Source organism: Amycolatopsis ponsaeliensis, assembly GCF_030182635.1.
Classification (GTDB): domain Bacteria; phylum Actinomycetota; class Actinomycetes; order Mycobacteriales; family Pseudonocardiaceae; genus Amycolatopsis; species Amycolatopsis ponsaeliensis.
Genome location: NZ_JAPZLD010000088.1, coordinates 1 through 26,739, shown reverse-complemented (window position 1 = coordinate 26,739; position 26,739 = coordinate 1). Strand labels below are relative to the sequence as shown.

Here is a 26,739-nt window from a genome sequence, read left to right as displayed (position 1 = left end):
CTTGCGCTGTTCGGGGGACCGCCGGGGCGGCCGGGCGCGGCGCGCGGGGGGCGGGGCCGCGGGCGGGGGGGCCCCCCCCCCCCCCCCCCCCCCCCCCCCCCGCCGCGGTGATCAGCTTGCCCTGCTGAACGTCAGGTGCACGCCGGTGATGGCCATCGCCCGGGTGTAGTTCGGCGGAAGCCCCAAAGACTGCAGGGTGTTGTTGACGGCCGCGACGAAGGCCGTCAAGCCGGGAGTCGTGTTGAGGTAGTTGCCCAGCCAGGTGCGGGTCGACGCGCAGGTCGGGCCGAGAACCGCGCAGGCCATGGCACAGTGTGCTGGGTTCCCACTGGCGGCACCACCCTGTCGTGCTGGGGTCGCCGTGGGGAAGACAGCGTCGTTCACTTCCCGCTGGCCAGCCACCGCCGCCTGGGGAACGGGTGTTCGGTTCTAAGTCGCACGGTGGCAGAGTCAACAGCAGATTGGGAAGAGTTGCATCTGTCACAACGACCGCTCTGATCAGCCAAATGCCTGGTCGCCGGACTTGTGGCTGGGGAAGCCTTCCTGCCGTCCGCAACAACGCCGTGTCCAGCCCCGGGTTTGATGGAGACATCGAACAGCCGGATGATTCACGGTCATCGCGGCACCACGGAAGTACTCGTACGAGCTACGGGAGCGGGCCACGCGGCTGGCGGTTGAGACCAGGCGGGACCCGGCCTCGGCCGGCGGGGCGATCAAGCGGATCGCCGACCAGCTCGGCGTGCACCCGGAGGCGTTGCGGACGTGGGTGAAGCGGGCCGAGACCGACGAGGGGACATGGCCGGGGCACGACTTCGGCGGAAGCGGCCAGGGTCGCGGAGCTGGAACGTGAGGTGCGTAAGCTGCGCCGGCCGAACCAGATTCTGAAGTCAGCGGCGTCCTTCTTCGCAGCGGAGCTGGACCGTCCGTCGCGATGAAGGTCGAGTTCGTCGACTCGCGGCGGAAGGAGCACGGTGTCCACCCGGTCCTGCGGGCGCTGGAGGGCACGCCCGCGCAGTCCCGCGGGTTCAGATCGCCGGTGTTCAGGGGTTGTAGTCCACGAGGACTTGGACCTGGTCGAAGCAGCGCTCGGCCAGGTCCCCGCGTCGGATCATCCAGAAGATGTCGGCGCCCGGCGCCCGGTAGATGCAGCACTGGGCCAGCAGGACCCAGTCCTCCATTCCGGACGGCACCGCGTCGGGGTCGTGCGGAAGTCCGAGTTCTTCCGATGCCAGGAACGAGGCTTGGCCCGCGGCGTCGCGGACCGGGTCGAAGTCATGGCTCCTTCCGTATCCCCCCAGCATCAAGGTCGGGTATTCCCACAGGTCTTGCCACATTTCGGCCAGTACCTCGCTGTGGGGATGTCCGGGCATCGGTGCGAGGTGCACGGGTGGCGGGGCCGGGACCAGTCCGTCGCTGGGAAGGCAAACCCCCAGGGACAGGTGGATGTCGCCCAGGGGAAATTCTCGGAGGATCTCAAGGGTTTCCTCGTGCGCCTCGTCGCCGATCCAATTTGCTGGGTGGTGTTCTTCGACCGCGATGCCTGCCGGAACGTACGCAGCGCTGCCGCCGGCTTCGTGATCCGGGTATCCGAAGAGCAGCAGCTTGCCGTCGGGTGGCAGGGGGAGGTCCGTCGCTTCCTTCGGCATGGCCGCGCAGTCGATGGTGGCGATCAGCGGGCACCAGGGTTCGGACGCGTCGGCGGGAAGCATGATCGGTCCACCGAATCGGCCGACGACCGGGCCGTCGCCGTCCGCTGTCAGGGATGCGAACGGGCGGACGAGTTCCAGCCACTTCTCCACGTCTTCGGCCGGGATGTCCCTGGTGAGGGCCAAGGCTCGGAATTCGTCGAGAATCTGGGTGTTCCGGAGGTTCATGGCGAGCAGCCTATCGCCCAAGGCGTAACGCTTGGTGGGCAACGAATCCTGATTCGTGATCAGCAGCTCCGGACCGGTGGCGGCCAGCTTGTCGATCGACCTGTGAGTTCTCGGCGGGCGTACCGCGGTGGCCTGTCCTGACGGGTTGCTCGCAGCGAGCCGTCAGGCCGGTCCGCCTCGACGGGCGCGGAGGTCGGCTACGGCGCATGGAACGATGATCGTCGAAGCGCGGCGGTGCCACCTCGGCAGGCCCAAGGGTGCGGGGAATCGTCCGGCGATCTCGGTGGGACGGCTCTCGGTGTTCCGATGGCATCGAGTTCGTGGTGCGGGAAGTGGCCGACCACGTCGCCGAAACTCCGCTGCACGAAAGGGGTCCCGTCGAGGGTGCGCTCGGGGATGGCCATGCTCGGCCAGCGTCCAGCCGTTCTTCCGCTCCCGCCCGCCACCAGGCCCTCTACGTACTCTCGCGCCCGGGCCCGCGGCTCCGACCGCGTGAACCGGCCCGCGATCCGCTCATGCACCCGATCCAGCTGATCCAACACCACGTCCACCACCACCAGGATGATCTACCACACGCCACCCGAGTGCCGTTGCAGTATTAGCACTCACAAGCGGGACAGCCGTCGCAGAGATCATCTCCGTCAGGGCTGAGTTCGCGGAGCAGCGCGGTTCCGCGAACTCAGGGAAGACCGGGTGGCCATGCCGGAACGACCAGAGGACGAGCGGGCCGCGTGTGCTTCAAGCGTTCCACGATGCCGGCCGTGTCGCCACTCGACGCAGGCCGCCCACTCCAGTCGCCCTTCCGGTTTCCGCGGAGCACCTTCGGGAATTCGCCTCTACCGAGCGAAATGCTGAGCTGGGACGAACGGCCCCCGTAGCCGCCGGACGCGACCTCCGCACCTGCCAACACATAGTGGTGCATTGTTCCGCCCCGCAGTTTCGGCTTGCGTGTTGGTCGTAACCCCGACCTGCGGGGCCCTCAAGGCTGTAGGCCTTTCCTGAAAAGTGTCCGGATTACGCGTCGGACTGGTCGATCGTCTCGGGTTTGAACGCGTACACCGCGTCGTTCGCCTTAACCACGTGCCACTCCTGATCGCAGACCTGATCGGCTTTGCCCTCTGTGCCATGCGGCCACCAGTCGGCGGTCAACGTTGCCGCCGTCTTTACGACCACACCCGGGCGGCAGGTAGTCGGCAGGTCCGCATTCGTGAACCGCAGGATTCGCTCCGTGCCAGTAGTTCGGATGGCCTCGGTGACTGACTTCGCCTCATCCGGCACCCAGCTCGGGAGCTGTGCGTCCCGATCCATCTTGCCTTCCGCGCCGGTAGGGAACTCTGTTGTCTTGATGTGTCCGTTCGACTTCTCGTTCATGCCCTCCTGGAGACCGCACCCGGCCAGCGTCAGCGCGAGGAAGCCGATGGCCACTCCGAACGTTTTCGTGTTCATGGGGTGAGCCAAGCGGTTCGTCCTGCCTTCGACATCAGCCGACCGGCCACGAGTGAATGACCATTCGGCCGACCTTGTCCGGTGCAGTGGTCATGCGCTGTGGCCAGACTGCTCATGGCGAACTCGAGGGTCGTCAATGCCACCGTCAACTCCGCACCCGACACGTGGAAGCGCTGCCGGCGGCCTCCGCTCCGGAAGCCCTCCCCCTGCGCCATGACTGTCTCGGAAGCACACACAACGCTGAACCTGTATCGCCCGAGAGGTGGTTCTGATTTTGAACAGCGTGAAGTTGCCGACGACCTTGAGCTGGCCCACGAGTGTGTGGTCGCTGGTGGTGGCGGAGGGTCGCTGGTGGAACGTGCCGGGCGCGACCAGCGGGCGGCTGTCTGCGACGACGTGCTCCACGGACCGACGCCACTCCCGGCGGTGCCTATCCCTGACAGGGAGAGGTACTCGGCTTCCGTCCGTTCCATACTCGGATCCATGCGAGGAGAAGCACGGCTCGGAGACTTCCTGAAGACACGGCGTTCGCAGCTGCGTCCCGAAGATGTCGACATGCCCACCTATGGCGAGCGGCGGCGTGTGCCGGGCCTTCGACGTGAAGAACTGGCGTTGCTGGCGGGCGTGAGTGTTTCCTACTACACCCGTCTTGAGCAGGGACACTCGCTGAGCGCGTCGCCGGAGGTGCTCGACGCGATTGCCGGCGCTTTGCAACTCGACGACACCGAGCGCCTGCACTTGCACGCCTTGGCGCGGCCGGCCAAACGTGCCGGTCGACGGCGCCTTGCACCCGAGCGGATCAGCGAGGCGACCGGCCAGCTGCTGGCTGCACTGGCGGCGATGCCCGCGGTCGTCCTCGGCCGCGGTAGTGATGTTCTGGAGTGGAACCGGTTGGGTCACGCGTTGTTCGCCGGGCACCTCGGCTTCCAGTCTGCGCGTTCACCGTCACAGCGTCCCAACATGGCGAGACTGGTTTTTCTCGATCCCCACACCCGCGAGCTGTATGCGGACTGGCCCAGCAAGGCCAGAGCGGTGGTCGGGGACCTGCGGCTGATGGTGGGGGAGCACCCGGACGACATCGCGCTGCACGAACTGCTGGGAGAACTGAGCGCGAAGAGCCCCAGCTTCGCGTCGATGTGGGCCGATCACAACGTCAAGCCGTGTGCCACCGCCGCCTACGAGATGCATCATCCACTGGTCGGACCACTGACCGTCGTCCAGCAGACCCTCAGCAACGGGCCGGGCCCGAACATCGTGGTCGCCACCACGGAGGCGGGTTCGTCCTCGCAGGCCGCATTGGCCTTGCTGGCCGGGGCCACCTCCTCCATCACCCCTGCTCAGCCAGGAGATCGCGTCAGTACCAGCTGACCGGCTCGCCATCGAACGTCAGCACCATTCCCGAGCAGCTGTCAACCATCCGGGTGCGGCGCTGCCGCATGCCCGAAACAGGTGAGGAAACACATTTCCATGAACATCCTCAAATCCGCACTCATGGCTGCGGTGCTGTCCGCGAGCACGATCATGACGATCGGCGCATCATCCGCACTGGCGGTCTCGGCCCCGCTGTGCGGTTCGCGGATCGCCCAGCATTTCGACCTGGGAGCGGGACAGACGCCGGAAGCTGCCGTCTTGGCCCCCGACGGGACTATGTACGTCACTTTCGCCAAGGCCCGGCAAGTGGCCGAGATCTCGCCGGGAGGCACCGTCCGGATCCTGGCAACGCTGCCCGCGCCCGCTGACGGCGGAGTCAGTACCCCTGCGCTGGGGTTTCCGCTGACGGTTGGCATCGACCGCGCCTCGGACGGGACCTTGTACTTCCTGTACGCGACGGGCACCGCCGATCTCACCGGTGTGTGGCGTCTGCGCCCAGGCGGTGTGCCGCGGCGCATCGCTGCGCTTCCGGCCACCAGCCTGCCCAATGGCCTGGCCCTGGACCAGTCCGGCCGCTCTCTCTACGTCACCGACTCGCAGGGTGGTGTTGTCTGGCGCGTGCCCACCGCCGCCGGTAGCGCGGCCACCGTCTGGTCCTCGGATCCCGCACTTGTCCCGGCAGGATTCCTTGGGGTCAATGGCCTCAAGCTGCACAACGGGGCCGTGTGGGCCACCAACCTCGACAAGGGCACCATCGTGCGCATCCCCATCCGCGCCAACGGAGACGCAGGTGCGGTCCGAGTCACCGCCACCGGTCTCACCGGGATTGACGACTTCGCTTTCACCGGCCGGGGCGACCAGATCATCGCCGCACTCGACACCGCCAACGAGGTTGCCCTTGTCGGCAACGACGGTACCCACAAGGTGATCTTGACCGCTGCCGACGGACTGCAGGGCCCGACGTCCATCGCGGTGCGCGGCAACACGGTGTACGTGCCCAGCGCCGCCTACCTGACGGCGAAGGACCCCAACCTGCTGGTTGCCCACCTGAGCCACTGATCCCTTTCGGCGTACGCAACTGAGCTCGGCCGGTCACCGGAGGCGGGTTCCCCCGATAGCCCGAGTCAGTGGTGGCTATCGGGGGAACCTCTGTGCCGAAAGCGGATAGCTGTACGCGCCAGGGACGAGGACCAGACGGTCGCGATCGCGGTGCCGAACGGCGTCGGTCTCAGCAGGTACCTCGTCGACGTCGAGATCCATCGGCGGGGCCTTGACCCTCGAAGCTAACGCCGCTAGCTTTACGCTAATCCAATTAGCCAATCGCATGGAGTGCTTCGTGACCGAGTACCTGAGCATCGCCGGCAACACCATCGCCTACGACGTGACCGGGCAGGGCCCCCTCGTCGTCCTGGCGCACGGCATCGGCGACAGCCGCCACTCCTACCGTTTCCTCGCCCCTGCCCTGGCCGCCCAGGGCTACCGGGTCGCCAACGTCGACATCCGCGGTTGTGGTGACTCGAGCCTGGGCTGGGACGGCTACAGCCGTACCGACATCGCCGGCGACCTGGTGGCTGTCGTCCGTCTTCTCGGCGGCCCGGCCGTGATCGTCGGCCAGTCGATCAGTGGCGGCGCCGCCACCATCGCCGCCGCCACCGCGCCCGACCTGATCGCCGGAATCATCGAGTTGGCGCCGTTCACCCGCGCGCAGCCGTTCGACCTCGGCGGACTGGTGCGAGTGAAGCGCTTCCGGGCCGGCTACACCCAGATGGCACAGGTCATCATGAGAGGAAGGGTCGAGAACTGGAAGAAGTACCTCGACGTGGCACTGCCGGTCAAGCCCACTGATTGGGACGATGAGCTGGCCCGGATCGAGGCGAAGTTGAACGAGCCCGGCCGGATGAAGGCCCTGCAGTCCATGTGCAAGTCCAGCCCGGCCGACGCCGGTGCGCAGCTGCCCAACGTCAAGTGCCCGGTCCTGATCGTCGAGGGCAGCGCCGACCCCGACTGGGCCGACCCTCGTGCGGAGGGCGAGAAGATCATCGCCGACCTGCCGCCGGGCCTTGGCGAACTGGCGGTCATCGACGGGGCCGGGCACTACCCGCACGTTCAGCTGCCTGACCAGGTCGTCGCGCTGACCCTGCCGTTCCTGGACCGGACGTTGACTCGTGCCTAGGGCCGGGCTCACCCCGGCAATGGTCACCGAGGCCGGTGCCGCAGTGGCGGACGAGGTCGGCTTCGCTCAGCTGAGCATGGGCCTGGTCGCCGAGCGGCTCGGAGTCAGGACACCTTCGCTCTACAAGCACGTCACCGGCCAGGCCGACCTCGTCCACCGCATCGCCGTCCTGGCCGCGACCGAACTCGCCGATTGCATCCGCGACGCGACCCAGGGCCGGTCCGGCACCCAGGCCCTCACCGCCGGTGCGCAGGCGATGCGGACGTACGTGAAGAAACACCCCGGTCGGTATGCGGCGGGCAACGCTGCCCGGCCGACGGGGCCCGACGACCCGCTCATCGCGGCGCTCGGCCGGGTGCTCGCCTCCTGGGCGGCCATGCTGCACGGCTACCACATCGACCCCGGTGAGGAGATCCACGCCCTGCGGATGTTGCGCACCGTGCTCCACGGATTCGCCACACTTGAAGCTGCCAACGGGTTCCAGATCAACGCGGATGTCGAGGACAGCTTCACCTGGATGATCGGCTTCATCGACCATGGCCTGCTGTCGTTGGACGGCTCTCGCTGATCCGGACCAGAGGTCGATCTGTTCCCCATCCCTTTCTCGACAGGAGTTGCGAGGTCCGTGAGCGACCCGATCATCGCCGACGAACCCGAGGACACCAGGATCGACCGGCATGCGAGCTGGGCCGAGCTCTTCTTCGACCTGGTGGCCGTGGCGGGAGTGGCAGCCCTGGCCCATGTCCTCGGATCCGAACCGGACCTCGCGGCGCTCGGCCTCTACGCGCTGCTGTTCCTGTCTTTCTGGCTGTCGTGGACGACGTTCATGCTGTACGGCAACGTCGCCGCCGGGAAGACTCGCGTCATCCGGCTGATGATCGGCATGTTCGGCCTCGGGGTGATGGTCGCATCCGTACCGGGCGTGGCGCACTCCCTGCTCGGACACGACGGAGACCCCCGCCCGCTGACGGTCTTCTCGATCGCGTACATCGCCACGCGCGTCTACGGGTCCCGGGCGTGGCGCCGGGGTGAAGTGCTGCTGGACTTCCCGGTGGTGCAGTATTCGACCGGCCTGTTGCCGTGGACCGCGTCGATCTGGGTCGACGGGCAGTGGAAGCTGGTGCTCTGGGCGGTGGGGATCGGCCTCGACCTGCTGCTGGTCCTGGTCGTGTCGGGCGACAAGATCCTGAAGCAGATCCAGTCGAGGTTCACCGCGCAAGCCACCACCCGGCGCCGCCGACGGCCTGATGCCCGCTCCGACGGAGACGTACCGGTGATCCACGGGGTGTCGGTGGATCCGGTGCACTTCTCGGAACGACTCGGACTCTTCGTGATCATCGTGCTCGGCGAATCGGTGGTGCAGGTCATCGGCGCGGCGGCCGATGCGCACTACGACATCGGCTTGCTGGCCACCGGAATCGCGTCGTTCGTGTTGCTGGCCGGCATGTTCGGCTTGTCCGTCGTCTTCGGATACGCCGGCTTGCCACACCTGCGCGCCGGTCGTATCCCCGCGCGCGCCGCCCTCGGCCTGCACTGCCTGGTCACCGGCGTCGTCGCCACGGTGGCCGTGTCACTCTCATCGGTGGTCAAGCACGGCTCCGATTCGCTGCCCGAGCAAGGACGCTGGTTGCTGTGCGGCGCGGTCGCGACCTACTTCGCCCTCGGCGTGGTTACCGGTGTGGCCAGCCACAGCTCCGACCTGCAGCGGACGATCTCGCGCATCATCACGGGCATCGTGATCCCGCTCCTCCTCGGCCTGCTCGCCACCGATGCCGCCGGCCGGACCCTGGTGGTCTGGATGGCCTTGGTGGTACTCGCCCACCTCTGGTTCGAACGACGATTGGCGCCGGTCCAAGGCCACGCCTGAGCGGAAGGTCGTTCGACCGCGACCGGAGGCAGCGGGGCCGATCAGTGTTGACTGACCAGGCCTGGGCGCGTGGTGCCGGACTCATCCGCCTCGGTGGCCCGTGTGCGGGCCACGCGCACCCAGTCTCTCCGCGCCCGTCCTGCGCGTGGCTCCTGGCCACGGTCTGCTGTCGAGCAGGGCAGTGGCCGCGCGCCCGACTGTTGCGGTGTCGCCGACGGACGCCGCGCGCCTGAGGATCATTCCCGAGATCAGGGTGAGCACGAGGCGGGCCCCCTCGTCGGGGTTGAGGCCGGTACGAACGCACCCTGAATGCTGACTGCGGGCCAGGGCGCCGGCGATCCCGCCGGTGATGAGCTCGATCCCGCGAGCCGGACCTCGTCCCCGGCTCGGGCTGCCAGGGGTCGGGATCGCAACGTCCACAGTGTATCTGCTGACTTCGGGGTTTCTCCTCGTCGTGCGCAGAGGAGACGCCGACCCGGCGCCGGTCACGCCCCGCCGCTCGGTGGTCCGTCGCCCCGGCCGGCCGTGAACTCGACGGCGACCGCACAGGCGCGAGCGTCGGACTTGGCGGCTGCTCGGCATCAGCTCGTCGCCGCCGTCCGCGCAGTGGTGGGCGAGCCGATGGCCGCCGACGCGATTCAGGACCTGCTCGGCCGGGCCCGCGCCTCGAACCCGAACGCCGCCCCTACTTGTCCCCGATCGGCAGGCCCCTTGCAGGGTGCAGGCACAACCGGCCACGGGAAAGGACAGGAACGTGGCGGCCTGATCAACGTGACCCGCGCCGTGTTGCCATACTTGCGCGAAGCCGGTGGCGGCAAGATCGTCGACATCGGTTCGCGCTCCGGGTTCGAGGGCGAGCCGGGCTGACGTGGCGGCCGCTCACGAGCGCCTGGCTAGGACAGCGTTGCGCGACCAACCGGCCCGGCACGGTCAATGCCGAGTGCCCGGCCGGCGATGACGTGTCCTCGTGTTCGGCCATCACACCCCCGGCGTACTCGAGCGTATTCGGTCGCGTGCCTTGGATCGGCCGTCACTATTGAACGGCCTGACGTCAGCGGGCCCGAGCACCGGCTCTGGTGGTGAAGCGGAACTCGATGGCTACCGGCAGGGTGTCGAGGTCCAAGGCTTGGCGCAGCCGCAGCAGGCCATGGGTCTCGAGTCGCTTGCGGATGCTGGTCGTGTCGCCGTCCTGTTCGACGCCGAACACCAAGGCGAGCGCTGGGTTGTCGCGGGTGCCGGCGAGGGTCGCGTGTGCGGCGTGGGCGCCCGGGTAGGTCTCGACCTCGGCGAGGAACGGTGCGATGGCGGTGGCGGCGGCCAGCTCGGTGCGGCCACGGCCGGGGTCGGTTTCGAAGCGCCAGGTATGGGTCTTCGGTTTCCGGGTCAGCTGGGCGGCCAGCCAGCGCAGCAGGAGCAGCCCGAGGACGATCGCGCCCGCGGCGACGACGTACCAGACCCAGGTCGGCGGACCCACGGTGCTGGGCGTGAGCGCGGAGTCCGACGCCACCAGCGTCAGCTTCCCGAAGTGCGCAGTCACGGCGAACCCGCCGACGGCCAGCAGGACAAGGCCGAACGACGCCAGCACCGTGCGGTTCAGCCGGGCCGGACGGTTGAGGCTGCTCATCGTGTGCTCCTGGTGGACTTGATCCGGACCTTGACCGCGGGTGTGGTGGCCGGGGCGATCTGGGCAAGCCGCTGTTCGATCGCCGAGCGTACGGCCTCGGGCAGCCCTTCGACGTTGGTCCGCGCGGTGCGGCAACGTGCAAGCCCTCTGCGCACCAAACGGCACCCCGTTGTGGGTCAGCGATGTACTGCCCGGATCGGTACATCATCTGAAGGTGGCTTCGCCGTCCTCACCGGCCGCTGGTGCGTCGGCCGTGACGAGGTGAGAAGGCGCTCACACTCTTCGTGCCGGAACAGATCGGCGGGGATCGCCCGGACGTCGCCGTATTCGGACAGCTGTTCCTGTGCCTGAGCGCAGGCTTCTGCGTTGCGTGAGCTGATGACCACGCGGACGCCCGCCTGGAGGACTCCCCGCCCGGGCCCATCCCTATTCCACGGTCACCGGCAGCAACCCGCGCTCGCCGAAGACCTTCTTGGCGGTGAAGGTCGCGTTCAGCGCTTTCGGGAATCCACAGTAGACAGCGGAGTGCAGAAGCGCCTCGACGATCTCCGCCGGCGTGAGGCCGACGTTGAGCGAGGCGTTGACGTGCACTTCCAGCTGAGGCTCGCAGCCGCCGAGGGCGGTGAGCATGCCCAGGGTGACCAGCTGCCGCTCACGCGGCGCCAGCCCCGGCCGCGAGTAGATCTCCCCGAACCCCCAGGAGACAACGGCCTCGCCCAACGCGGGAGAGACGTCGGCGAGAGCGTCGATCACCCGCTGCCCACTCTCGCCATCGATCTCGGTCAGGGTCTTCAGGCCACGCTCGAAGCGCTCGTCGGTCATGTCGGGTTCCTTTCCCCAGCGATCTTGTCCCGAATGACGCTAGGTGCTGGAGCGCGCTCCAGGTCAAACGTGACAGCCACCACGGCGGATAGCCGTCACGGTTGATCAGACCGCCCGGACCGTCCGGTCGCCCGGGCCGGGGGCGACGGTGAAGCCGGTGCTCAGCTCGTCCGGAGCTGGCCCGAGCGCGTTGACGCTCCGCGGCGGGCGGAACAGCTCACCGCACCGTCTTTGCTTACGAAGCCGCACTATGCCTCTGAACTGCCGTCCGCAACGGTCGTTTCCGTGCCCTGGTCGAGCTTGTAGACGTACGTGGTCGCACCGTCGTTGCCGCGCGGGGTGAACTTGTCCTGGGCGCCTTGTACTGGGCCCACTCCCTATCTGGACCTGTCCAGCCTGGCCGACAACGGCTACGACGGCGCCGGCGTCGGCGTCGGCGTGCACACCCCGATCAAACGACCCGCCGGCAACCAGATCCTCGACATCGGCACGCGTACCCGCAACGCCTCGCTGCGCGGTCTGCGTTGCCTGGTCGAACGTGGCTTCGCCATCCTCACCGGCCGCCGGCGCGCCGTGCAGTACTTCACCACCAGCCCCGGCAAGATCGGCGACATCGTGAAAGCCGCACTCGTACACACCCATTTCGAACACGGTCGAATCACGTGAATGCTTCTGGGCGATTGCTGCGCTGTGAGCTGGGTCAAGTCAGATTGTGTGACCCTTGGTAGCGCTCCTCGCACAGCTGATACGCATTCAAGTCACGGCGCGTCGGGCACCGGTGCGAGGACGGGCGTACCGTCCTCGCACCGATCGATCCGTTCAGTCGCTCAGCAGCAGCTGGTCGGCCATGATGTGCCCCCAGGCGCCGGTCGCCTGGTCGATCAGCTGCACCTGGGCGCTCTGCCCCTGCAGGTCACCGACGTTCCAGTCGATCGGTTTGAGCACGCCGGTGTCGTCTCCGGTCGCCGTTCGCACGACCTGGCCGTTCACGATGAGGTTGATCGAGGTTTGGCCGGGCGAGCCGGACGGGTGGTTTCCACCGGCGAGCAGGAAGTGCAGGTGGTTGCGGTCCAGGGTGAGCGGCGGTGAGGTGATCGTGCCGGTGGCCGGGTCACCGCCGGCGAAGGTGTCCAGTACCGCGTTGCCGACCATGCCGGGCAGGTATTCGAACGACGGGCCGGTGCCGGTGAAGCTGCCGGCGGTCGTCCAGCCGGGGTCGTAGGAGCTGCCTTCGAACCCGGAGACCACGTGTGCCGGGCGTTGGGACAGGTCCGGGAACTCGGTGATCGTCGTATGGGCGAACGTGCCACTGCCTCCGGTCGTGTAGAGGTTGACGCCGGTGTCGGCGGGGTCGGCGAACACCTCGCTGGAGTGCACGTACCGGCCGTCGTCGACGAACACCTCGATCGTGGTCCGGTCGACCAGGATGCGCAGGTGCGCGCTGGTCTTCGTCGGGTTCCACGGCGCATGGCTCTCCCCTCGCGTGCCGGTGGTGTCGGGTGACCCGGTTTGGCGGCGGTTGAGGTAGCTGTAGTCGTGGTAGATCCCGGCGTCTGCGTGCCGGGTTCCGTCGGCCGAGACCCGCAGCTGCAGGCCGATGTTGTCCAGCTGGGTCCAGCTGACATCGGTGTCGAGCTGGTAGGCCGTGCCGTGGTAGGCCAGTGGCACCAGGCCGTCGTTGACCTGGATGGTGCCGAGGTTGGTCACGGAGGTGGCGTGGGAGGCCAGCGCGGGTGTCGGCTGCGAAGCCAGGGCGTAGCCGTCCGGGTAGTGTTTCAGCGTGATCTGGCGGACGATCGAGTCAGTGCCGTTGAAGCCGTCCGAGGCCCAGGTCGGCGTGGTGTCGGGGTAGGCCCAGTTGTTCATCCAGGCCATCGCGAACCGCCGGTCGGCCGGCGCGGCCGGGTCCTCCCAGGTGACTCCGGCGTACCAGTCGAAGCCGTGGTCCAGCCACTGTGGTACGGCCGCGTCGGCGGTGAACGCCGCGCCGTCGAAGGCCCCGGTCCAGTACGCGTAGGTGCCTGGGGTCTCGCCGGTGCTCACGCCGAGCACCCAGTGCGTGGTGCCGTCGTCGGCTCGGATCGGGTACAGGTCGGGGCATTCGAGGGTGCCGTACGTGCTGACGAAGTCCGACTGCCACGTCCACGTCTTCAGATCGGGGGAGGTGAAGAAGCCGATCCGGTCGCCTTCGGTGATCGCTGCGACCCACCGTCCGTGCGCGGCGTCCCAGATCACCTTGGGATCCCGGAAGTCGTGGCGGCCGCCGTTCGGGATCACCGGTGTTTCGCTGTACGGCCGGAAGGTCCGGCCGCCGTCGATCGAGTACCACAGGAACTGCGCCTGCGGCCCGGAGCCGTTGACCGGGTGATCCATCTGTGTGACCAGTTGGACCACCGCGCCCGCGCCGAATCCGGCCGTGTTCGCCGTGTCCACGACCGCCGAACCGGACCACAGGTCGTAGTTGGCGTTCGTCTTCTTCGGCGCGGCGATGCCTTGGTCGGCGAAGGCGACGCCGTCGGTGGTGGTCGCCAGCCGCCAGGCGGTGCCGACTTCGGTCGGGTAGTCGGCGTTGTAGAGGTAGTAGTAGTTGAACTTGCCGTTGACGTACACCGGCCGCTGGGGGTCGTTCTTCCAGTGGTCGGGCACCGTGAAGTGGTACTGCGCGCGGTAGGCGGCCGCGGCGTGCGCCGGGGTGGCGCCGCCGGGGCCGATCAGGCCCACCACCGCGGTCGCCGCCACGAGGGCGGCGGCCGACAGCAGGCGAAGGCGGCTCGTCGTTGAGCGCATGGGACCTCCGGAACTAGGAGTCGAGTACAGTGAGGCGTTTGCCGTCCCACGCCACCGGTATGGGATCGCTGATGGCACCGACGAAGCCGTGTTCGCCGCGGTTGTAGAAGGCGAGCAGTACCCAGCGGTCGTCGGTTCGGCGGCGGAGCAGGCGGCCGCTGTAGAAGCGGTCGTCGGTGACGGGTTCGGCAGCCGCGATGTCGAACGGCCCGAGCGGGCCGCCGGCCGGGGCGGCCCAGATTCCGCCGGTCGTGCCGGTGGCCCGGCGGTCGGCCGAGGCGTGCTCGGCCAGGCAGGAGAAAATCAGGACCGGCCGGCCGTCCACCACCTCGGCCTGCAGGACCTCCAGTTGCCCGAATCCGCGCGGCCCGGGGGCAGTCAGCGGCGGGCGCGGTTCCCAGTGCCGCAGGTCCGCGGAGACGGCGTGGCCGACCACGCCACGCTCGAAGGGCTCGCCTGAGCCGGCGCGAGCGGTGATGAGCATGTGCCAGCCGTCGCCGCCGGGGTCGGCGAACACCCACGGGTCGCGGAACGCTTCGTCGTGCCAGCCGGCGTCCAGAGTCTCGTACCAGCGGGGATCCGCGGCCAGGACCGGGTTTTCCGGAGTCCGTTGCCACGTCACGAGGTCCGGTGAGGTGGCATAGCCGATCCGCTGGACGTTCTTGCCGCCGGGGGCACGCGTGGCGCCGGTGTAGAACAGGAACCACGTCCCGTCCGGGTGCCGCACGACCGAACCGGTCCACGTGGCCAGGTCGTCGAACGCCGGGGCGTCCGCGCGGACCAGCGCGTCCTCGATCCGGGTCCAGCGCACCAGGTCGGCCGAGACGGCGTGGCCGATCGAGGCGCGGTAGTGGCGGGCTTCGGGATCGTGCAGGGCGCGTGAGGCGTAGAGGAAGAAGAGGTGGTAATGGTCGCCGTCGTCGGCGAACCAGAAGTCCCAGACCCAGGAGTCGGGCATCGAGAACATCCACAAGCCTTTCGAAAGGTTGTTGTTCGAGAGAGCGCGTGGCCGCGTCAGCCCTTCACACCGCTTGCCGCGACGCTGCTGACGAACGCGCGTTGGAAGGCGAGGAACACCACGAGCACCGGCAGCGTGATCATCGAGGTGTAGGCCATGACCTCGCCCCAGGCGGTGTTGTCCTGGAAGAAGTACTGCATGCCGACCATGACCGGCCGTAGCTTCTCGTCCTGGACGACCATGCTCGGCCACAGGTACTGGTTCCAGGCCGGCAGGAACGTCAGGATGGCGACCGTGGCGAACGCCGGGCCCGACAGCGGTACGGCGATCTTCCGGTAGATGGTGAACCAGCCCGCGCCGTCGATCCGCGCCGCCTCGTCGAGCGCGGTGGGGATGGTGGAGAAGTACTGGGTGAACAGGAAGATCGAGAAGCCGTTGGCGATGAACGGGATGATCTGCACCTGGTAGGTGTCCAGCCACCCGAAGTCGTATTCGATCCGGCCGTTCTGGAACAGCAGGGTCGGCAGCTGCGAGACCCAGTAGACCATCGGCACCGCGATGGTCTCGAACGGCACGATCAGCGTGGCGATGACGACGCTGAGCACGACCCCGCGGCCGGTCCAGCGCAACCGGGAGATCGCGAACCCGGCCATCGAGTTCACCACCAGCCCGGCGGCCACGATCGCCACCGTGACGAGGACCGAGTTGAGCAGGAACCGTCCGACCGGCACCCGGTCGAACACCGCGGAGTAATTGTCGAAGCTGATGTTGCCCAGCGGCAGGAACGCCCGCCACCCGCCGACGTCGGACAGGATCTGGCCGTCGGGCTTCAAGCTGGAGACGAACATGAACACCAGCGGAAACAGAAAGAAGACGGCGAGCCCGGTCAGGACCAGGTAGGTCCAGACCCGCCGGCGACGGCGCAGCACGCGCTCGTCCGGGTTGCTGTGTCCTTTGTGGATCGCCATGGTTCAGTCCTTGTCCCGGGTCAGGAGGCGCTGGACCAGCGCGACGATGAGCACCAGCACGAAGAACACCAGCGACAGGGCCGAGCCGTAGCCGATCTGCTGCTGGTGGTAGCCCATGCGGACGGCGTGATAGACCAGCGTCGAAGTGGAATCCACCGGGCCGCCCTGGGTCATCACGTCGATCTGAACGAACAGCCCGAGCGCGGCGATGGTGATCGTGATCAGCACGAACACGCGGGTCGGGCGCAGGCACGGCCAGGTCACGTTGCGGAACTGCTGCCAGGTGCCGGCGCCGTCGATCCGTGCCGCTTCGTAGAGCTCTTCGGGGATGGTCTGCAGCCCGGACAGCCAGATCAGCATGTGGAAGCCGACCGCCTGCCAGATGGACAGCACGATGATCGCGGTCAGGGCGGTGCTCGGGTTGTTCAGCCACGCGGTGCCCTGCCAGGCGCCGAAGGTGATCGCGTTGATGAAGGAGTTGATCAGCCCGTCCGGCTGGTACATGAACTTCCACAGGATCGAGACCACGACGATCGAGGTCACGACCGGGATGAAGAAGATGACCCGGAACGCCACCGCGCCGCGGATCTTCCGGTTCACCAGGATGGCCAGCAGCAGGCCGAACCCGGCCTGCACCGGCACCACGACGGCGGCGAAGCAGAATGTGTTCACCAGCGAGCGGAGGAACGTCGGGTCGGCGGTGAAGGCCCGGACGAAGTTGTCGAAGCCGGTGAAAGCGGTCGGCTCGGGCGAGACCAGCCGGGCGTTGGTGAAGGACAGGACGAAGCCGAGGATCACCGGGACGATCAGGAACGCCAGCAGCAACAGCACCGCCGGGGCGGCCATGGCCCAGCCTGCGCTGCGCTGGGAGCGCAGTTCGTGGCGGGTCTTCCGGCCGGCGGCGGGTTTTGGGGCCGCGCTCGCGGCGCGGGTGTCCGGCGAGATGGTCGCCGTCATGGGAGGTGCCTTCCCTCTCGGCCCTGCCCGGCGTCGCCGCCGGGCAGGGGAGCGACGAGCTAGAAGCCGTAGCCGTTCTGGGACTTGATGTCGGTGTCGATCGCCTGCACGGCGGTATCGAGCGCCGGCTTCACGTCGGCGCCGCTCATGATGTCCTTCGCCGCCTTCTCGAAGGTCGAGGAGATCACCGGGTAGCCGGGCGTGGCCGGCCGGGCCAGGGCGAACTTCTGCGACAGCACGGCGAACGGGTGCAGCGGAGCGGTGTCGCCGAAGTACTTCGATGCCGCCGCGGCGGCCGTGGTGCTGGGGATGACCACCTGGCTGTCGGCGAAGGCGGTGAGGTATTTGTCCCGGAAGCTGAACTTCAGGTAGGCGCGGGCGCCGTCGGCGTTCTTGCAGCCGGCGGAGATGCCCCACTGCCAGGAGCCGCCGCCGATCTTCGGGCCCTTGCCGAAGTCCACCGGCGGCAGGATCAGCAGGTCCTTTCCGACGGTCTCGAGCGCGTCCTTCGCGTTCCACACGCCGGTGTAGCTGAGGGCGACCCTGTTGTCGATGAAGCGCTGGTTGCCGACCGGGCCCGCGTTGTCCGCCCAGCCGTTCTTGAACGCCTGCTGGAACCAGGTGAAGAACTTGACCGCGTCCGGGCCGTTCAGGGCGCCGTCGGCGGATTTCATGGTGGCGCGGTCGATCAGGTCGCCGCCAGTGCTCTGGAGCATCGGCGAGTACGCGTACGACCACCACTCGCCCTTGTCGGCGGCGCCCAGGTCCAGCGGCGTGGCGTAGCCGCCGGCCTTCAGCTTGGTGACGGCGGTGTCGAACTCGTCGAGTGTCCACGGCTTCTCGACGGTCGGGATCCTGATGGCGTTCTTGTCCAGCACGGACTTCCGGGCGAAGATCGACATCGCGGCGTCCCAGTAACCGGCCGAGTAGACGGTGTCCTTGTAGCGGCCGACGGTCGTGGGCAGCAGCGTCTTGATCAGGTCGTCCGGCAGTCCCAGCGGCTGGAGGTAGCCGGCCCAGGCCCAGTTCGGCATCACCGGGCCGTCCATGTCCAGCAGGCAGGGCAGCTTGCGCGCCGCGGCGGCCGCGGTGATCGCGTCGTTGTAGGAGCCCTGCGGGAAGTTCTGCTGGACGATCTTGTACTGGGTCTGGGAGGAGTTGAAGTCGGCGATGATCCGCTGGTAGACCGCGAGTTCGCCGGGGTTGCCCGCCGAGTGCGTCCACATGGTGATCTCACCGGGGGCGCCGGACGACGAGGAGTTCTGGCTCGCGCGGGCGCAGCCGCCCAGTGCGAGCGCCGCGGCCAGACCGGTCGCTACTATGAAGGAGAGGGATTTGCGTTTCACCGTGCAGTCTCTTTCTCTGTTGCGGAGCGCGACCGGCCGTCGCCTCCGTGCCGGATGGCAGCGCCAACTGCCATGTGGGATGCAGTGAGAAGTGCGGTCCGCCGTCAGCTGCCGAACGCGGCCGGCGGCGGGCCCACCGAAGCCCGGCGGACGACCGGGCACGGCATGAGGTACGGGTCCGCCTGGTCCGCTCGACGCAGCCCGAGCGCGACCTCCATCGCCCACCGGCCCATTTCGTAGTGCGGCAGCGCGATCGTCGTCAACGGTGGATCGAGTTCCGCCGCGACCAGTTGCTGATCGTCGTAACCGACGACGGACAGATCGCCGGGCACCGAAAGACCCCGATGGTGCGCGGCCGCGTAGGCGCCCATTGCCATGCGGTCGTTGAAGCAGAACATCGCCGTGGGACGTCGCCCGGTCGGCAGATCCAGCAGCCGCCGGGCCGCTTCCCGCCCTCCGCCGGCCACCGGTTCGGCGCGGGCGTGCAGGGCTGGATCCGGCTCGATCCCGGCCTCCGCCAAAACCCGGAGGTATCCCTCGTACCGCAGTGGCGACGCGACCAGTTCGAACCGCTCTTCGGCGTCGAGGAATGCGATCCGGCGATGCCCGGCAGCCACCAGCTCCCGCACCGCTGCCATCCCACCTGCCCGCTCGTCCGGGACGACCGCGGCGCGGCCACCCGCGACCGGCGCACAGTCGAGCAGTACGGCGTCCTCGGGCAGGCCGTCCGGCACCTCGACCACCTGGTGCCACATGCACGCGTAGATCATCGCGTCGACCTGCTGGCCGCTGAGGGCCTGCAGCGCCTGGCGCTCGGCGGCGGCATCATGCTCGGTGTCGACGAGGATGACCAGATGCCCCTGCTCGCGCGCCACGTCGTTGGCCCCGGCCAGCATCCGCCCGGCGAACGGTGTGCTGGCGATGGTGTCCGAGATCAGGCCGACCATGCGGGTCTGCTGAGTCCGCAGGCTCCGCGCCACCGAGTTCGGCTTGTAGCCGACCGCTTCGGCCGCTTCGCGCACGCGCTCCTGGGTTTGCGGCGAGATACGCGTCGCGTTCACCCCGTTGAGAACCATCGACACCGTCGCCGTGGAGACTCCGGCGCGAGCCGCGACATCGGACATCCGGACCCGCGTCATCGCGTCGCCTCCTCGCGGCTGTTTAATCGATTAAACTGAGGTCGACAGAGTATGCAACCGGTCGTTCCGTGCGTCAAGAGCCCCGATCACGTCAGGGCGCATTCGCTCGACCAGCGCCGCACGCGCAGCGCCACGTCAGCACCATGCGGAGGTGTGACGCCCTCGATCGAGCCGTCTGTGAGGCGTTTCGGTCCCGCTTTGATCGGTCGCCGGTCGGCTGGCTGCCGATCGCTGCCGTGACCGCCGTCGCCGAGCCGGCCGTCGCCGTGCTCGTCGCTCCGCCACCTACCGCCTCGGGCTCGCGCCGGTGCCGGCGGCGGTGATGATCGTGTTCTGCGCCGCGATCGCCCGTGCGAGTGAGGTGGAGCCAGGCGTGTGGGATGCCGGCCAGCCAAGCCCGCGCGCTCCGGCGTGACGCGCGTCGAGGGGTTGCCCAGCACGACGTGAACATCATTGCCCGTGTGAGGTTTCGCGGCTTTTCGGGAACGCCAGGAAGTGCGCGCAGTAGCAGGTCTGCGTGCACTCGCCGACGACCTGGCCGGTGCCCACCTTCAACGCGGCGAACAGGTTCGTGGTGCCGTGGCGACCGTAGTCATGGGTGTTTCTCGGTCGCGTCGAAGTCGATCGGCAGCAGCAGCCGACGATCTTCGAGTTGTGTCGGAAGCCACTGATCATCCCTCCCAGGCGACGGGGAGGTGGTCGATGCCGTAGATCGGGTGGGTGTGGCGGAACGGGAGTTCCTCGGTCGGCGTGGCGAGCCTGAGTCCGGGCAGGCTGCGGAACAGCGCCGTGAGGGCGATGTGGAGTTCGAGGCGCGCGAGGTGGTGGCCCAGGCAAAGGTGTTCACCGTGGCCGAACGCCAGGTGGTGGTTGGGAGCACGGCCGAGGTCGATGCGGTCGGGGTCGGGGAACTGCGCGGGGTCGCGGTTGGCGATGTCGGCGGCGGCGATGACGCCGTCGCCGGCGCGGATGGTGATTCCGCCGCCGATCGGCACGTCGGCGGTGGCGACGCGGCGCCGGCCGGTGTGGGTGATGGTCAGCAGTCGCAGCAGTTCGTCGACGGCCCCGGCGGGTGGGCCTTCCGGTCGCCGGAAGGCCTCGGCGCGCTGCGGGTTGTCGAGCAGGAAGGCGACGGAAAGCGCGATCTGGTTGGCCGTGGTCTCGTGACCGGCCACGAGCAGCAGGACGGCCATGGACACCGCCTCGGCCCGCGAGAGGTTCCCGGGCTCGACCTGCTGGGCACCAAGCCGGCCGAGAAGGTCGTCGGCGGGGTGGGTGCGTCGCTGGTGCAGCAGGGTGCCGAGGTAGCGGGCCAGGTCGGCGGTGGCGGCGCGGATGGCGTCGCCGGATGCGGAGTTGTCCATCATGACGCGGGCGCGATCTTCGAAGAACTCGTGGTCGGCATAGGGCACGCCGAGCAGTTCGGCGATGACGATCGACGGCAGCGGCAGGGCGTAGGCGCCGACCAGGTCGGTGGGCTGGGGCTGTCTGGTCAGGTTGTCGAGCAGTTCGGCGGCGGTGCGTTCGACGGCGGGCCGGAGCGTCTCGATGCGCCGCGGGGTGAACTCGCGGATGAGCATGCGGCGCAGGCGGGTGTGCTCCGGGGCGTCCATGGTGATGAATGAGCCGGCACCGCGCCGGCGCGCCCGGCTGGCCGGGCCGCGGGCGGGGTAGCCGGGGCGGGCCGGGTCGACGCTGAACCGGCGATCGGCGAGCACCGCGCGGACGTCGTCGTAGCGCGTGAGGAGCCACGGCGTGCTGCCGTCCCAGATCCGGACGCGCGTGACCGGGGCGTCGCGCTGTAGCTCGGCGAGCTTGGGAGGCGGGCTGTAGGGGCAATCCCGAGGGGGCGGGAACGCGAGGTTTTCGGGCGGCTCCGTCATGATTCCTCCGTGATCCGGTCGGTGTCGGAAACGGGACGACGGGGCCGATGCGGGGTGTCGGTCCGGTCGGCCAGGTGGTCGAGCAGAGGAGCGGTCAGCCGCAGGAGTCCGAGTTCGGTTTCGCTGAGGTCTCCGAGCACCGCGGCCAGCCACTGGTCGCGTTCGCGCATGTCCGCTTCCAGGGCCGTCGTGCCGTGGGCGGTGATGGTGAGCACGGCGCCCCGCCCGTCGTGCTCGTTGCGGTTGCGGGTGATCAGCCCGTCCGCCTCCAGTTCGGCGAACACTTTGGTCAGGGCCTGCGGGCGCTGCCCGTCGGCCGCGGCGATCTCGCCGGGGGTGCTGGTCCCGTGCCGGGCCAGGTACCCCAGCACGCCGACCTTGGCGGGGCTCAGCGCGTGCTCCGAGCGGGCGCCGCGCAACCGGCGGGCCAGTCGCAGCACGCCCTGACGCACCGCCCTGGCCGTGGCCAGGTCCTCAGGTTCTCCCATCTTTAGTACTGTATTTGTTACTAGTGTAGCTGTCTAGCGCAGCGGTAGCTGATAGGTCGCCGTCGAGATAGTAATAAACTCATTGTCAATCTGAGGTGGTGCGGCCGTCCCGAGTTGTCAGGGCTCGGTTGGTGGTGCGCTCATCGCTGCCGCCAGGAATGTGATCGCCCAGCGCCGGGCTGGTTCGCCCGAGGACGGGTCGGCCGGAGGCTTCCCGTTGTAGAGCTCGACGCGGTCACGGCTGCCACGGCGAGGATTCCCCGGATCCGGAACCACGGCTCCGCCGGGGAAAGGCCGGGCAGGGGGCGCCCGAAGGCCGCCAGGTAGCGATCGCGGACCGTGTCCTCGGCCGAGCCGGTCCAGGTGCGCATCTCCTCGGCCGGGTCGCCGAAGATCCGCATGATCAGGATCAGCCGGGACGTCCGGGCGCCGCTCGTGTACGGCGCCGGGGTCACCGGCAGCCTGTTCGCCGCTCGCGTGCATGAGGCCGGCACGAAGTCTCGGTCCGGGCCCGAGGCGAACGCCTGGCCGCCCTGCGCCGTCTGCGGGTCGGACTGGCGCAGGGCGAGCTCCTTGCTCGAGGCGGGAGTCGACCCGGCCAGGATCGCCGTCGGGCACATCGACACCGTGCCGGACGACGGGTACCCCCTGGAACCGGTGCGCGCGTCGCCTATGTCGTCCGCGCAGACTGGGGACATCGCGTCCTGTTCGGGCAGGACGTCTGCACGACCTCCGGGCTCGCCGTCAACGGCGGAACCGGCTACACCGCACCCCGCGGCGCGCTGACCCGCGCCGGCCTCGAGGACGACCAGCTCCACCGCATCACCGTCCAGAACCCCGTCGAGTACCCGCCGCCCAAGCCGAAGTGCTGGCCGGAGCGGTGGTGGCCGCACTGCAGGTGGCACTGAAGAGCTGGGTAGAAGAAGGGGGGAGCCTTCGCGGCCACACGCACCGATGCCTCGATGTGCTCGCCCCGCTCTTCGCGAACCTTTCCGTGCCTCCGGGAGGGTGAGTGAGACCGGCTGTGGGTCAGAGGTCGAGGACCAGGCGGTCGCTCTTGGCCCGGGAGACGCAGATCATCATCGTGTCGCCCGCGGCGCGCTCCTCGTCGTCGAGGGCCGAATTGCGGTCGTCGATCGCCCCGGACAGCACCGCCGTCTCGCAGGTTCCGCAGATTCCTTCTTCGCACGAGTTCATCACCGGCACTCCGGCTTCTTCGACCGCCTCCAAAATGGACATTTCTTCGGAGACCTTCAGCGTAATGCCGGACTGGGCGAGCTCGACCTCGAAAGCCGTGCGTGGCCCGGCGGCGAGATCCTCCTTGGGGCGAGGCGTTCCACGTGCAGTGCGTCGCTCGGCCACTTCGCGCTGCCGGCTTCGACCGCCGCAAGCAGCGGTTTCGGTCCGCAGCAATAGATTGCTGTCCGCCGTTTCGGTTTGCCGAGCAGTGCGGGCAGGTCCAGCAGCCCGTATTCGTCCTGCGGACGGATGCTCACCCGTTTTCCGTACTTCTGCTGCAGGGTCTCGCGGAACGCCATCGACGCCCGGGTGCGCCCGCCGTAGACGAGCTGCCAGTCGGCGCCGTTCGCTTCAGCGGCCGCGAGCATGGGGAGGATCGGGGTGATCCCGATCCCGCCCGCGATGAACAGGTAGCGCTTCGCCTTCTCGAGCGGGAAGTGGTTGCGGGGCCCGCGGATGCGCACCGATTCCCCTTCGGAGAGCTCGTCGTGCACGTAGCTCGATCCGCCCCGGCTTTCCGGTTCACGCAGCACCGCGAGCTGAAGCCGCGACCGGTCCGCCGGGTCTCCGCACAGTGAATACTGCCGCACCAGATCCGGGCGCGGCACCAGGTCGATGTGGGCGCCGGGTTCCCATTCCGGCACCGGCCGGCCGTCGGGGTCGCGCAACGTCAGCAGGAGGACCCCTTCTGCGATCGTCTCCGTGCTTTCCAACACGAGGTCGCGATCGACCTTGCCGCGGAGAGTGCTCATGATCGATCTTCCTTTTCGCGGTGATGGTGTGCCGGCCGGTCAGGACGGGAAACAGCGGCCGAAGGCGCGCAGCAGGCGCGGCGGGCCCTGCAGCTTGATGCGGCGGCGCAGCAGCGCCCAAGGCAGCACCGCTGGTTTGGTGAGGAAGCGCAGCCAGGTGTGGACGTCGGCGGTGACGTGGAGATCCGGTTCGCCGTGATGTCCCTCGGCGATGTCGAGTTCGCGATTGCGGATGGTCACGGTGATCTGCCGGGATTCGGCGCCGGTGAAGGTGAAGTGGTAGGTCGCGGACAGGTCCTTGGCCTGCTCGCGCTGGAAGATCAGTGGCATGCCTTCGATCAGGCCGTCGATGCTGTTGGCCCGCAGGCTCAGCCCCACCTGCTTGGTGTGTTTGTTCGGGAAGCGGGCGGCCACGTGCTGCTCGGCGTCGGAGCCGGGGGCGACGTAGATGGTCTCTTCTTTGTTCATCAGCGGGCGGACGACGGTGTTCAGGTGGTTCTTGCGATCGTCCAGCCAGGGCCCGATGACGTCCTCGCCGGCCGGGCAGACCGACATGCAGTAGGCGGCCTTGTAGTTGGCGCCGAAGGACAGGCTCTGCCACAGGGATGCGCTTTCCGCGTCGCTCACCCGGGAGCGGTAGTCCTCGGCGTCGCGGCTTTCGACGACTTGTTCGGCCCAGTCGCCGAAGCCACCCATGAATTCGCGGTAGTTGTGCGTGTAGCAGGCGGAGAAGTTGAAGTGACCGTCGCCGGAGATCGCCCCGGTCGGGCAGGCGGTCACGCACAGCTTGCATTCGAGGCAGGGGTTGTACTCGATGGGCTGGGACAGGTCGCTGACCTCGGCCTCGAGCAAAATGATGCCCAGCAGGTCAACGGGATGTCGGCGAACACGACGCGGGCTGTGGGCACCTTCCGAGCCTGCGGTCCGCGCGGGCCCCGCGGCAATGGTTCCGAGGGTCCATCCGTGGTCCATTCGGGGTCCGGATCCCCTTTGACTCGTAACGTGCCCGGCCGGCCTGCGATTAAGGTACGGGCTCGATGAGCAGGGATGGAGCACGGCGATGATCCGAATCCTGGTGGTGAGTGATGTCCGGTTCCATCGCGAGAGCGTGCAGCGCAGTCTGGCCGCGCAGGAGGACTTCCAGGTGGTCGACTCCGCTGCCGACGAACACGTGACGCTGACCGTCATCGCCCCGTCGGTCCGGGTCGTGGCCCTGGGTTTGTCGGACACGGGCCGCTCGGTGCTGCCGTGGGCGGAGGCGGGCGTCGCCGGCTACGTCGGCCAGGACTGTTCACTGACCGAAATGGTCGCCGTGGTCCGCACCATCGCCGAGGGCGGCTGTCCGTGCACCCCAGACGTCTCGGCCGCCCTTTCCACCGCGTTGCCGTCCTGTCCGACAGCTCTGTGTGGACTTCCGCTCGGCTGACTCCCCGTGAGAGTGAAATCGCCGCCCTGTTAACCCGTGGCATGTCCAACCGCGAAATAGCCACCACACTGACGATCTCGCTGCCGACCGTCAAGAACCACGTCCACAGCGTCCTGGAGAAACTCAACGTCACCCGCCGCGCCGACGTGGCCCGTGTATCTCGCGCTGACCCACCGTGCGGTGCGTGCTGAGGTCGCACGAGTAGTGAGGCTGTCACCTCAATCACTCGCCAGTCCGCGGACAAGGCTGTGCCGCGTGCTCGTGATCGGATGTGGGAAGGGACGAATCGGAGTCACGCATTGGCTTCTGGGGCGCTTGTTTGCGCTGCGCACCCGGTGCTGGCTGATGCGGTACCGCACGTCCAGGCCCGGGTCTCCGTATCGTGCCGGCCCGCAGAGACCTTGCTGTGTTGTCTGCGGGGAGAACTGCACCCATCGTTGTTTTGGACGACGCTGCGCTGGCTTACCTGGCGGCGTACGGCAACGGCCAGATGACAGCAGTGATGAACGTGCTGCTGCCGTTTCCGCTGTGAACCACTACCTCCAGAAGCGGGGCACCGTCTCACCGGAGATGTTCTACGGCCGCGAAGAAGAGCGACGGAGTGTTCTGGATCCTGAGGGCGCGCAGCTGGTTTCGGTGGGCGTGGGCTGGGCAAGTCGGCCCTTCTGCACAGCGAGGCTGAGTACTTCGAGAAGCAGCGCAGCGCGACGAGCGATCGGGTTGCGATCTACCTCGACCTCAAGGTCATCGGTATCCGGGCTGATTCGGCGAAGGACCAGAACGCGATCTGGGACGCTCTGAGCTTGCCCTGAGGTGGCGGACACCGTCAGAGTTGTTGTCATGACCGCTGGAGGTCGTTCAGATGGCCAGTACGTTCTCAAGAGAGTTCAAGACACAGATCGTGGAGTTGTTCCGACAGGGCGGCCGAACGTTCAAAGACATCGCTGAGGAGTTCGATCTCTCCGCAACAACGGTGGCGAACTGGGTGCGACAGGACGCCAGTTCCCGAGGAAAACTATTACCCGAGGCGAAGCCGAGCGACAGTCCGAAGGATGACAAAAGCGGAGATCGCCGCGTTGAAACGTCAGCTGCGACAGAAGGAAGAAGAACGCGAGATCCTGGGAAAGCATTGGCCTTCTTCGCATGCCGCAAGGACCAGTAGACATCTACGGATGGATACACGCGGAGAAGGCCCGCAACCTGCACCGATCGATCAGTCTGATGTGTCGCGTTCTGGGCGTGTCCCAAGGCGACCTATCTACCATGAAGCGCACCCTCGCAACGATAGCTGCTTTGGCGGCGATCGTGGCTACGCCCGCCGCGTGCGCAAGCCAGATGCCTGCCGAGCCAATAGCAACGCAGATCAGCTAAGACACCTCACGTCCCGGTGCAACTACGCCGGCGCCGACCTTCACCATGAAGGGCGCCTTTGATATCCCTGCGAGCGGCGGCAAAAGGATCGCTGACGGGGCAGCCTGTAGAGGCACTGGCACCTATTCAGACGGGCGGCCCCCTGCGTGTCAGGGTGAGTTGAGTCCACTGGTTCACAGCAACCCGGCCTGATGCAGGGCGAGATACGGATCAACTGAGATGACCCGCACGAGCATGTCCTCGCTGGT

28 protein-coding genes and 2 pseudogenes are annotated in these 26,739 nt (G+C 67.9%); 11 read left to right on the top strand and 19 right to left on the bottom strand.

What is annotated here, in order from left to right; genetic code table 11:
- Window positions 1-111 precede the first annotated feature (111 nt).
- The gene (locus tag QQ657_RS54695; RefSeq protein WP_284750415.1) at window positions 112-306 is read right to left on the bottom strand and encodes a hypothetical protein; all 195 of its coding nucleotides are present in this window, start codon (window positions 304-306) and stop codon (window positions 112-114) included.
- A gap of 310 nt (window positions 307-616) precedes the next feature.
- On the opposite strand from QQ657_RS54695, the gene QQ657_RS56885 reads away from it, so the two are divergent.
- Window positions 617-850 (top strand): transposase, encoded by a 234-nt coding sequence (locus QQ657_RS56885; RefSeq protein WP_350310781.1) that lies wholly within the window; start codon window positions 617-619, stop codon window positions 848-850.
- Between the two features lie 190 nt (window positions 851-1,040).
- On the opposite strand, the gene QQ657_RS54690 is transcribed toward QQ657_RS56885, so the two are convergent.
- The 3 genes and pseudogenes from QQ657_RS54690 to QQ657_RS54680 all read right to left on the bottom strand — a co-directional run bounded on the left by QQ657_RS54690 (window position 1,041) and on the right by QQ657_RS54680 (window position 3,320).
- A complete protein-coding gene (locus tag QQ657_RS54690; RefSeq protein ID WP_284750414.1) occupies window positions 1,041-1,916 on the bottom strand; it encodes a hypothetical protein in 876 nt (291 codons plus the stop codon).
- Window positions 1,917-2,279: 363 nt separating this feature from the next.
- Window positions 2,280-2,431 (bottom strand): annotated as a pseudogene (locus tag QQ657_RS54685) (IS701 family transposase); the annotation flags it as partial.
- Window positions 2,432-2,888: 457 nt separating this feature from the next.
- Window positions 2,889-3,320 (bottom strand): hypothetical protein, encoded by a 432-nt coding sequence (locus QQ657_RS54680; protein WP_284750413.1) that lies wholly within the window; start codon window positions 3,318-3,320, stop codon window positions 2,889-2,891.
- 483 nt (window positions 3,321-3,803) lie between these two features.
- On the opposite strand from QQ657_RS54680, the gene QQ657_RS54675 reads away from it, so the two are divergent.
- From QQ657_RS54675 to QQ657_RS54650, 6 genes are all read left to right on the top strand, one after another.
- Window positions 3,804-4,688 carry a helix-turn-helix domain-containing protein gene (locus QQ657_RS54675; protein ID WP_284750412.1) on the top strand — a complete coding sequence of 295 codons (885 nt, stop codon included), beginning with the start codon at window positions 3,804-3,806 and terminating at the stop codon, window positions 4,686-4,688.
- 99 nt (window positions 4,689-4,787) lie between these two features.
- Window positions 4,788-5,750: an SMP-30/gluconolactonase/LRE family protein gene (locus QQ657_RS54670; RefSeq protein WP_284750411.1), complete on the top strand. Its 963-nt coding sequence runs from the start codon at window positions 4,788-4,790 to the stop codon at window positions 5,748-5,750.
- 211 nt (window positions 5,751-5,961) lie between these two features.
- A complete protein-coding gene (locus QQ657_RS54665; protein ID WP_284750410.1) occupies window positions 5,962-6,864 on the top strand; it encodes an alpha/beta fold hydrolase in 903 nt (300 codons plus the stop codon).
- Window positions 6,857-7,432: a TetR/AcrR family transcriptional regulator gene (locus QQ657_RS54660; protein WP_284750409.1), complete on the top strand. Its 576-nt coding sequence runs from the start codon at window positions 6,857-6,859 to the stop codon at window positions 7,430-7,432. The genes QQ657_RS54665 and QQ657_RS54660 overlap by 8 nt, the downstream gene beginning before the upstream one ends.
- Before the next feature lie 57 nt (window positions 7,433-7,489).
- Window positions 7,490-8,731: a low temperature requirement protein A gene (locus QQ657_RS54655; protein ID WP_284750408.1), complete on the top strand. Its 1,242-nt coding sequence runs from the start codon at window positions 7,490-7,492 to the stop codon at window positions 8,729-8,731.
- A 621-nt stretch (window positions 8,732-9,352) separates the two neighbouring features.
- On the top strand, window positions 9,353-9,598 hold the full coding sequence (locus QQ657_RS54650) for a hypothetical protein (protein ID WP_284750407.1): 246 nt from the start codon (window positions 9,353-9,355) through the stop codon (window positions 9,596-9,598).
- Window positions 9,599-9,782: 184 nt separating this feature from the next.
- Here QQ657_RS54650 and QQ657_RS54645 read toward each other — a convergent pair whose 3' ends face one another.
- From QQ657_RS54645 to QQ657_RS54635, 3 genes and pseudogenes are all read right to left on the bottom strand, one after another.
- The gene (locus tag QQ657_RS54645; protein WP_284750406.1) at window positions 9,783-10,355 is read right to left on the bottom strand and encodes an alkaline shock response membrane anchor protein AmaP; all 573 of its coding nucleotides are present in this window, start codon (window positions 10,353-10,355) and stop codon (window positions 9,783-9,785) included.
- A gap of 266 nt (window positions 10,356-10,621) precedes the next feature.
- Window positions 10,622-10,863 (bottom strand): annotated as a pseudogene (locus QQ657_RS57025) (hypothetical protein); the annotation flags it as partial.
- Window positions 10,782-11,177 (bottom strand): carboxymuconolactone decarboxylase family protein, encoded by a 396-nt coding sequence (locus QQ657_RS54635; RefSeq protein WP_284750405.1) that lies wholly within the window; start codon window positions 11,175-11,177, stop codon window positions 10,782-10,784. The gene QQ657_RS54635 and the pseudogene QQ657_RS57025, both read right to left, overlap by 82 nt.
- A gap of 312 nt (window positions 11,178-11,489) precedes the next feature.
- Here QQ657_RS54635 and QQ657_RS54630 point away from each other — a divergent pair, with 312 nt between their 5' ends.
- Entirely contained in the window at window positions 11,490-11,843 is a 354-nt protein-coding gene (locus QQ657_RS54630; RefSeq protein WP_284750404.1) for a transposase family protein, read from the top strand.
- Between the two features lie 153 nt (window positions 11,844-11,996).
- On the opposite strand, the gene QQ657_RS54625 is transcribed toward QQ657_RS54630, so the two are convergent.
- The 12 genes from QQ657_RS54625 to QQ657_RS54575 all read right to left on the bottom strand — a co-directional run bounded on the left by QQ657_RS54625 (window position 11,997) and on the right by QQ657_RS54575 (window position 24,666).
- Complete coding sequence (locus tag QQ657_RS54625) at window positions 11,997-13,964, bottom strand: glycoside hydrolase family 32 protein (protein WP_284750403.1); 1,968 nt, start codon at window positions 13,962-13,964, stop codon at window positions 11,997-11,999.
- A 13-nt stretch (window positions 13,965-13,977) separates the two neighbouring features.
- Window positions 13,978-14,922 carry a glycoside hydrolase family protein gene (locus QQ657_RS54620; RefSeq protein WP_284750402.1) on the bottom strand — a complete coding sequence of 315 codons (945 nt, stop codon included), beginning with the start codon at window positions 14,920-14,922 and terminating at the stop codon, window positions 13,978-13,980.
- A 56-nt stretch (window positions 14,923-14,978) separates the two neighbouring features.
- Window positions 14,979-15,890, bottom strand: coding sequence for a carbohydrate ABC transporter permease (locus QQ657_RS54615; protein WP_284750401.1), 912 nt, complete (start codon window positions 15,888-15,890; stop codon window positions 14,979-14,981).
- Between the two features lie 3 nt (window positions 15,891-15,893).
- Window positions 15,894-16,847 carry a carbohydrate ABC transporter permease gene (locus QQ657_RS54610; RefSeq protein WP_284750400.1) on the bottom strand — a complete coding sequence of 318 codons (954 nt, stop codon included), beginning with the start codon at window positions 16,845-16,847 and terminating at the stop codon, window positions 15,894-15,896.
- Window positions 16,848-16,906: 59 nt separating this feature from the next.
- Complete coding sequence (locus QQ657_RS54605; protein ID WP_284750399.1) at window positions 16,907-18,193, bottom strand: sugar ABC transporter substrate-binding protein; 1,287 nt, start codon at window positions 18,191-18,193, stop codon at window positions 16,907-16,909.
- Window positions 18,194-18,297: 104 nt separating this feature from the next.
- Window positions 18,298-19,332 (bottom strand): LacI family DNA-binding transcriptional regulator, encoded by a 1,035-nt coding sequence (locus QQ657_RS54600; protein WP_284750398.1) that lies wholly within the window; start codon window positions 19,330-19,332, stop codon window positions 18,298-18,300.
- Window positions 19,333-20,003: 671 nt separating this feature from the next.
- Window positions 20,004-21,215: a cytochrome P450 gene (locus QQ657_RS54595; RefSeq protein ID WP_284750397.1), complete on the bottom strand. Its 1,212-nt coding sequence runs from the start codon at window positions 21,213-21,215 to the stop codon at window positions 20,004-20,006.
- Entirely contained in the window at window positions 21,212-21,703 is a 492-nt protein-coding gene (locus tag QQ657_RS54590; RefSeq protein ID WP_284750396.1) for a MarR family winged helix-turn-helix transcriptional regulator, read from the bottom strand. Before QQ657_RS54590 ends, QQ657_RS54595 begins: the two co-directional genes overlap by 4 nt.
- 140 nt (window positions 21,704-21,843) lie before the next feature.
- Window positions 21,844-22,521, bottom strand: coding sequence for a hypothetical protein (locus QQ657_RS54585; protein WP_284750395.1), 678 nt, complete (start codon window positions 22,519-22,521; stop codon window positions 21,844-21,846).
- A 211-nt stretch (window positions 22,522-22,732) separates the two neighbouring features.
- Entirely contained in the window at window positions 22,733-22,942 is a 210-nt protein-coding gene (locus QQ657_RS56880) for a 2Fe-2S iron-sulfur cluster-binding protein (protein WP_350310780.1), read from the bottom strand.
- A gap of 14 nt (window positions 22,943-22,956) precedes the next feature.
- Window positions 22,957-23,694 carry a ferredoxin reductase gene (locus QQ657_RS54580; protein ID WP_350310779.1) on the bottom strand — a complete coding sequence of 246 codons (738 nt, stop codon included), beginning with the start codon at window positions 23,692-23,694 and terminating at the stop codon, window positions 22,957-22,959.
- 39 nt (window positions 23,695-23,733) lie between these two features.
- The gene (locus tag QQ657_RS54575; protein ID WP_284750394.1) at window positions 23,734-24,666 is read right to left on the bottom strand and encodes an SCP2 sterol-binding domain-containing protein; all 933 of its coding nucleotides are present in this window, start codon (window positions 24,664-24,666) and stop codon (window positions 23,734-23,736) included.
- 88 nt (window positions 24,667-24,754) lie between these two features.
- On the opposite strand from QQ657_RS54575, the gene QQ657_RS54570 reads away from it, so the two are divergent.
- From QQ657_RS54570 to QQ657_RS54560, 3 genes are all read left to right on the top strand, one after another.
- Window positions 24,755-25,120, top strand: coding sequence for a helix-turn-helix domain-containing protein (locus QQ657_RS54570; protein WP_284750393.1), 366 nt, complete (start codon window positions 24,755-24,757; stop codon window positions 25,118-25,120).
- A gap of 41 nt (window positions 25,121-25,161) precedes the next feature.
- Window positions 25,162-25,311, top strand: coding sequence for a response regulator transcription factor (locus tag QQ657_RS54565; protein ID WP_284750392.1), 150 nt, complete (start codon window positions 25,162-25,164; stop codon window positions 25,309-25,311).
- Between the two features lie 671 nt (window positions 25,312-25,982).
- Window positions 25,983-26,282, top strand: coding sequence for a transposase (locus tag QQ657_RS54560; protein WP_284750391.1), 300 nt, complete (start codon window positions 25,983-25,985; stop codon window positions 26,280-26,282).
- The last annotated feature ends 457 nt before the right edge of the window (window positions 26,283-26,739 follow it).

Excerpts from the sequence above, each read along its gene's own strand:
- QQ657_RS54650 (WP_284750407.1), top strand. The coding sequence starts at position 9,353 with ATGGCCGCCGACGCGATTCAGGACCTGCTCGGCCGGGCCCGCGCCTCG.
- QQ657_RS54610 (WP_284750400.1), bottom strand. The coding sequence starts at position 16,847 with ATGACGGCGACCATCTCGCCGGACACCCGCGCCGCGAGCGCGGCCCCA.
- QQ657_RS54670 (WP_284750411.1), top strand. The coding sequence starts at position 4,788 with ATGAACATCCTCAAATCCGCACTCATGGCTGCGGTGCTGTCCGCGAGC.
- QQ657_RS54580 (WP_350310779.1), bottom strand. The coding sequence starts at position 23,694 with ATGAGCACTCTCCGCGGCAAGGTCGATCGCGACCTCGTGTTGGAAAGC.
- QQ657_RS54695 (WP_284750415.1), bottom strand. The coding sequence starts at position 306 with ATGGCCTGCGCGGTTCTCGGCCCGACCTGCGCGTCGACCCGCACCTGG.
- QQ657_RS54675 (WP_284750412.1), top strand. The coding sequence starts at position 3,804 with ATGCGAGGAGAAGCACGGCTCGGAGACTTCCTGAAGACACGGCGTTCG.
- QQ657_RS54615 (WP_284750401.1), bottom strand. The coding sequence starts at position 15,890 with ATGGCGATCCACAAAGGACACAGCAACCCGGACGAGCGCGTGCTGCGC.
- QQ657_RS54680 (WP_284750413.1), bottom strand. The coding sequence starts at position 3,320 with ATGAACACGAAAACGTTCGGAGTGGCCATCGGCTTCCTCGCGCTGACG.
- QQ657_RS54570 (WP_284750393.1), top strand. The coding sequence starts at position 24,755 with ATGATCCGAATCCTGGTGGTGAGTGATGTCCGGTTCCATCGCGAGAGC.
- QQ657_RS54600 (WP_284750398.1), bottom strand. The coding sequence starts at position 19,332 with ATGACGCGGGTCCGGATGTCCGATGTCGCGGCTCGCGCCGGAGTCTCC.
- QQ657_RS56880 (WP_350310780.1), bottom strand. The coding sequence starts at position 22,942 with ATGTCCATTTTGGAGGCGGTCGAAGAAGCCGGAGTGCCGGTGATGAAC.
- QQ657_RS54565 (WP_284750392.1), top strand. The coding sequence starts at position 25,162 with ATGTCCAACCGCGAAATAGCCACCACACTGACGATCTCGCTGCCGACC.
- QQ657_RS54595 (WP_284750397.1), bottom strand. The coding sequence starts at position 21,215 with ATGACGGAGCCGCCCGAAAACCTCGCGTTCCCGCCCCCTCGGGATTGC.
- QQ657_RS54560 (WP_284750391.1), top strand. The coding sequence starts at position 25,983 with ATGGCCAGTACGTTCTCAAGAGAGTTCAAGACACAGATCGTGGAGTTG.
- QQ657_RS54645 (WP_284750406.1), bottom strand. The coding sequence starts at position 10,355 with ATGAGCAGCCTCAACCGTCCGGCCCGGCTGAACCGCACGGTGCTGGCG.
- QQ657_RS54620 (WP_284750402.1), bottom strand. The coding sequence starts at position 14,922 with ATGCCCGACTCCTGGGTCTGGGACTTCTGGTTCGCCGACGACGGCGAC.
- QQ657_RS54635 (WP_284750405.1), bottom strand. The coding sequence starts at position 11,177 with ATGACCGACGAGCGCTTCGAGCGTGGCCTGAAGACCCTGACCGAGATC.
- QQ657_RS54625 (WP_284750403.1), bottom strand. The coding sequence starts at position 13,964 with ATGCGCTCAACGACGAGCCGCCTTCGCCTGCTGTCGGCCGCCGCCCTC.
- QQ657_RS54590 (WP_284750396.1), bottom strand. The coding sequence starts at position 21,703 with ATGGGAGAACCTGAGGACCTGGCCACGGCCAGGGCGGTGCGTCAGGGC.
- QQ657_RS54575 (WP_284750394.1), bottom strand. The coding sequence starts at position 24,666 with ATGGACCACGGATGGACCCTCGGAACCATTGCCGCGGGGCCCGCGCGG.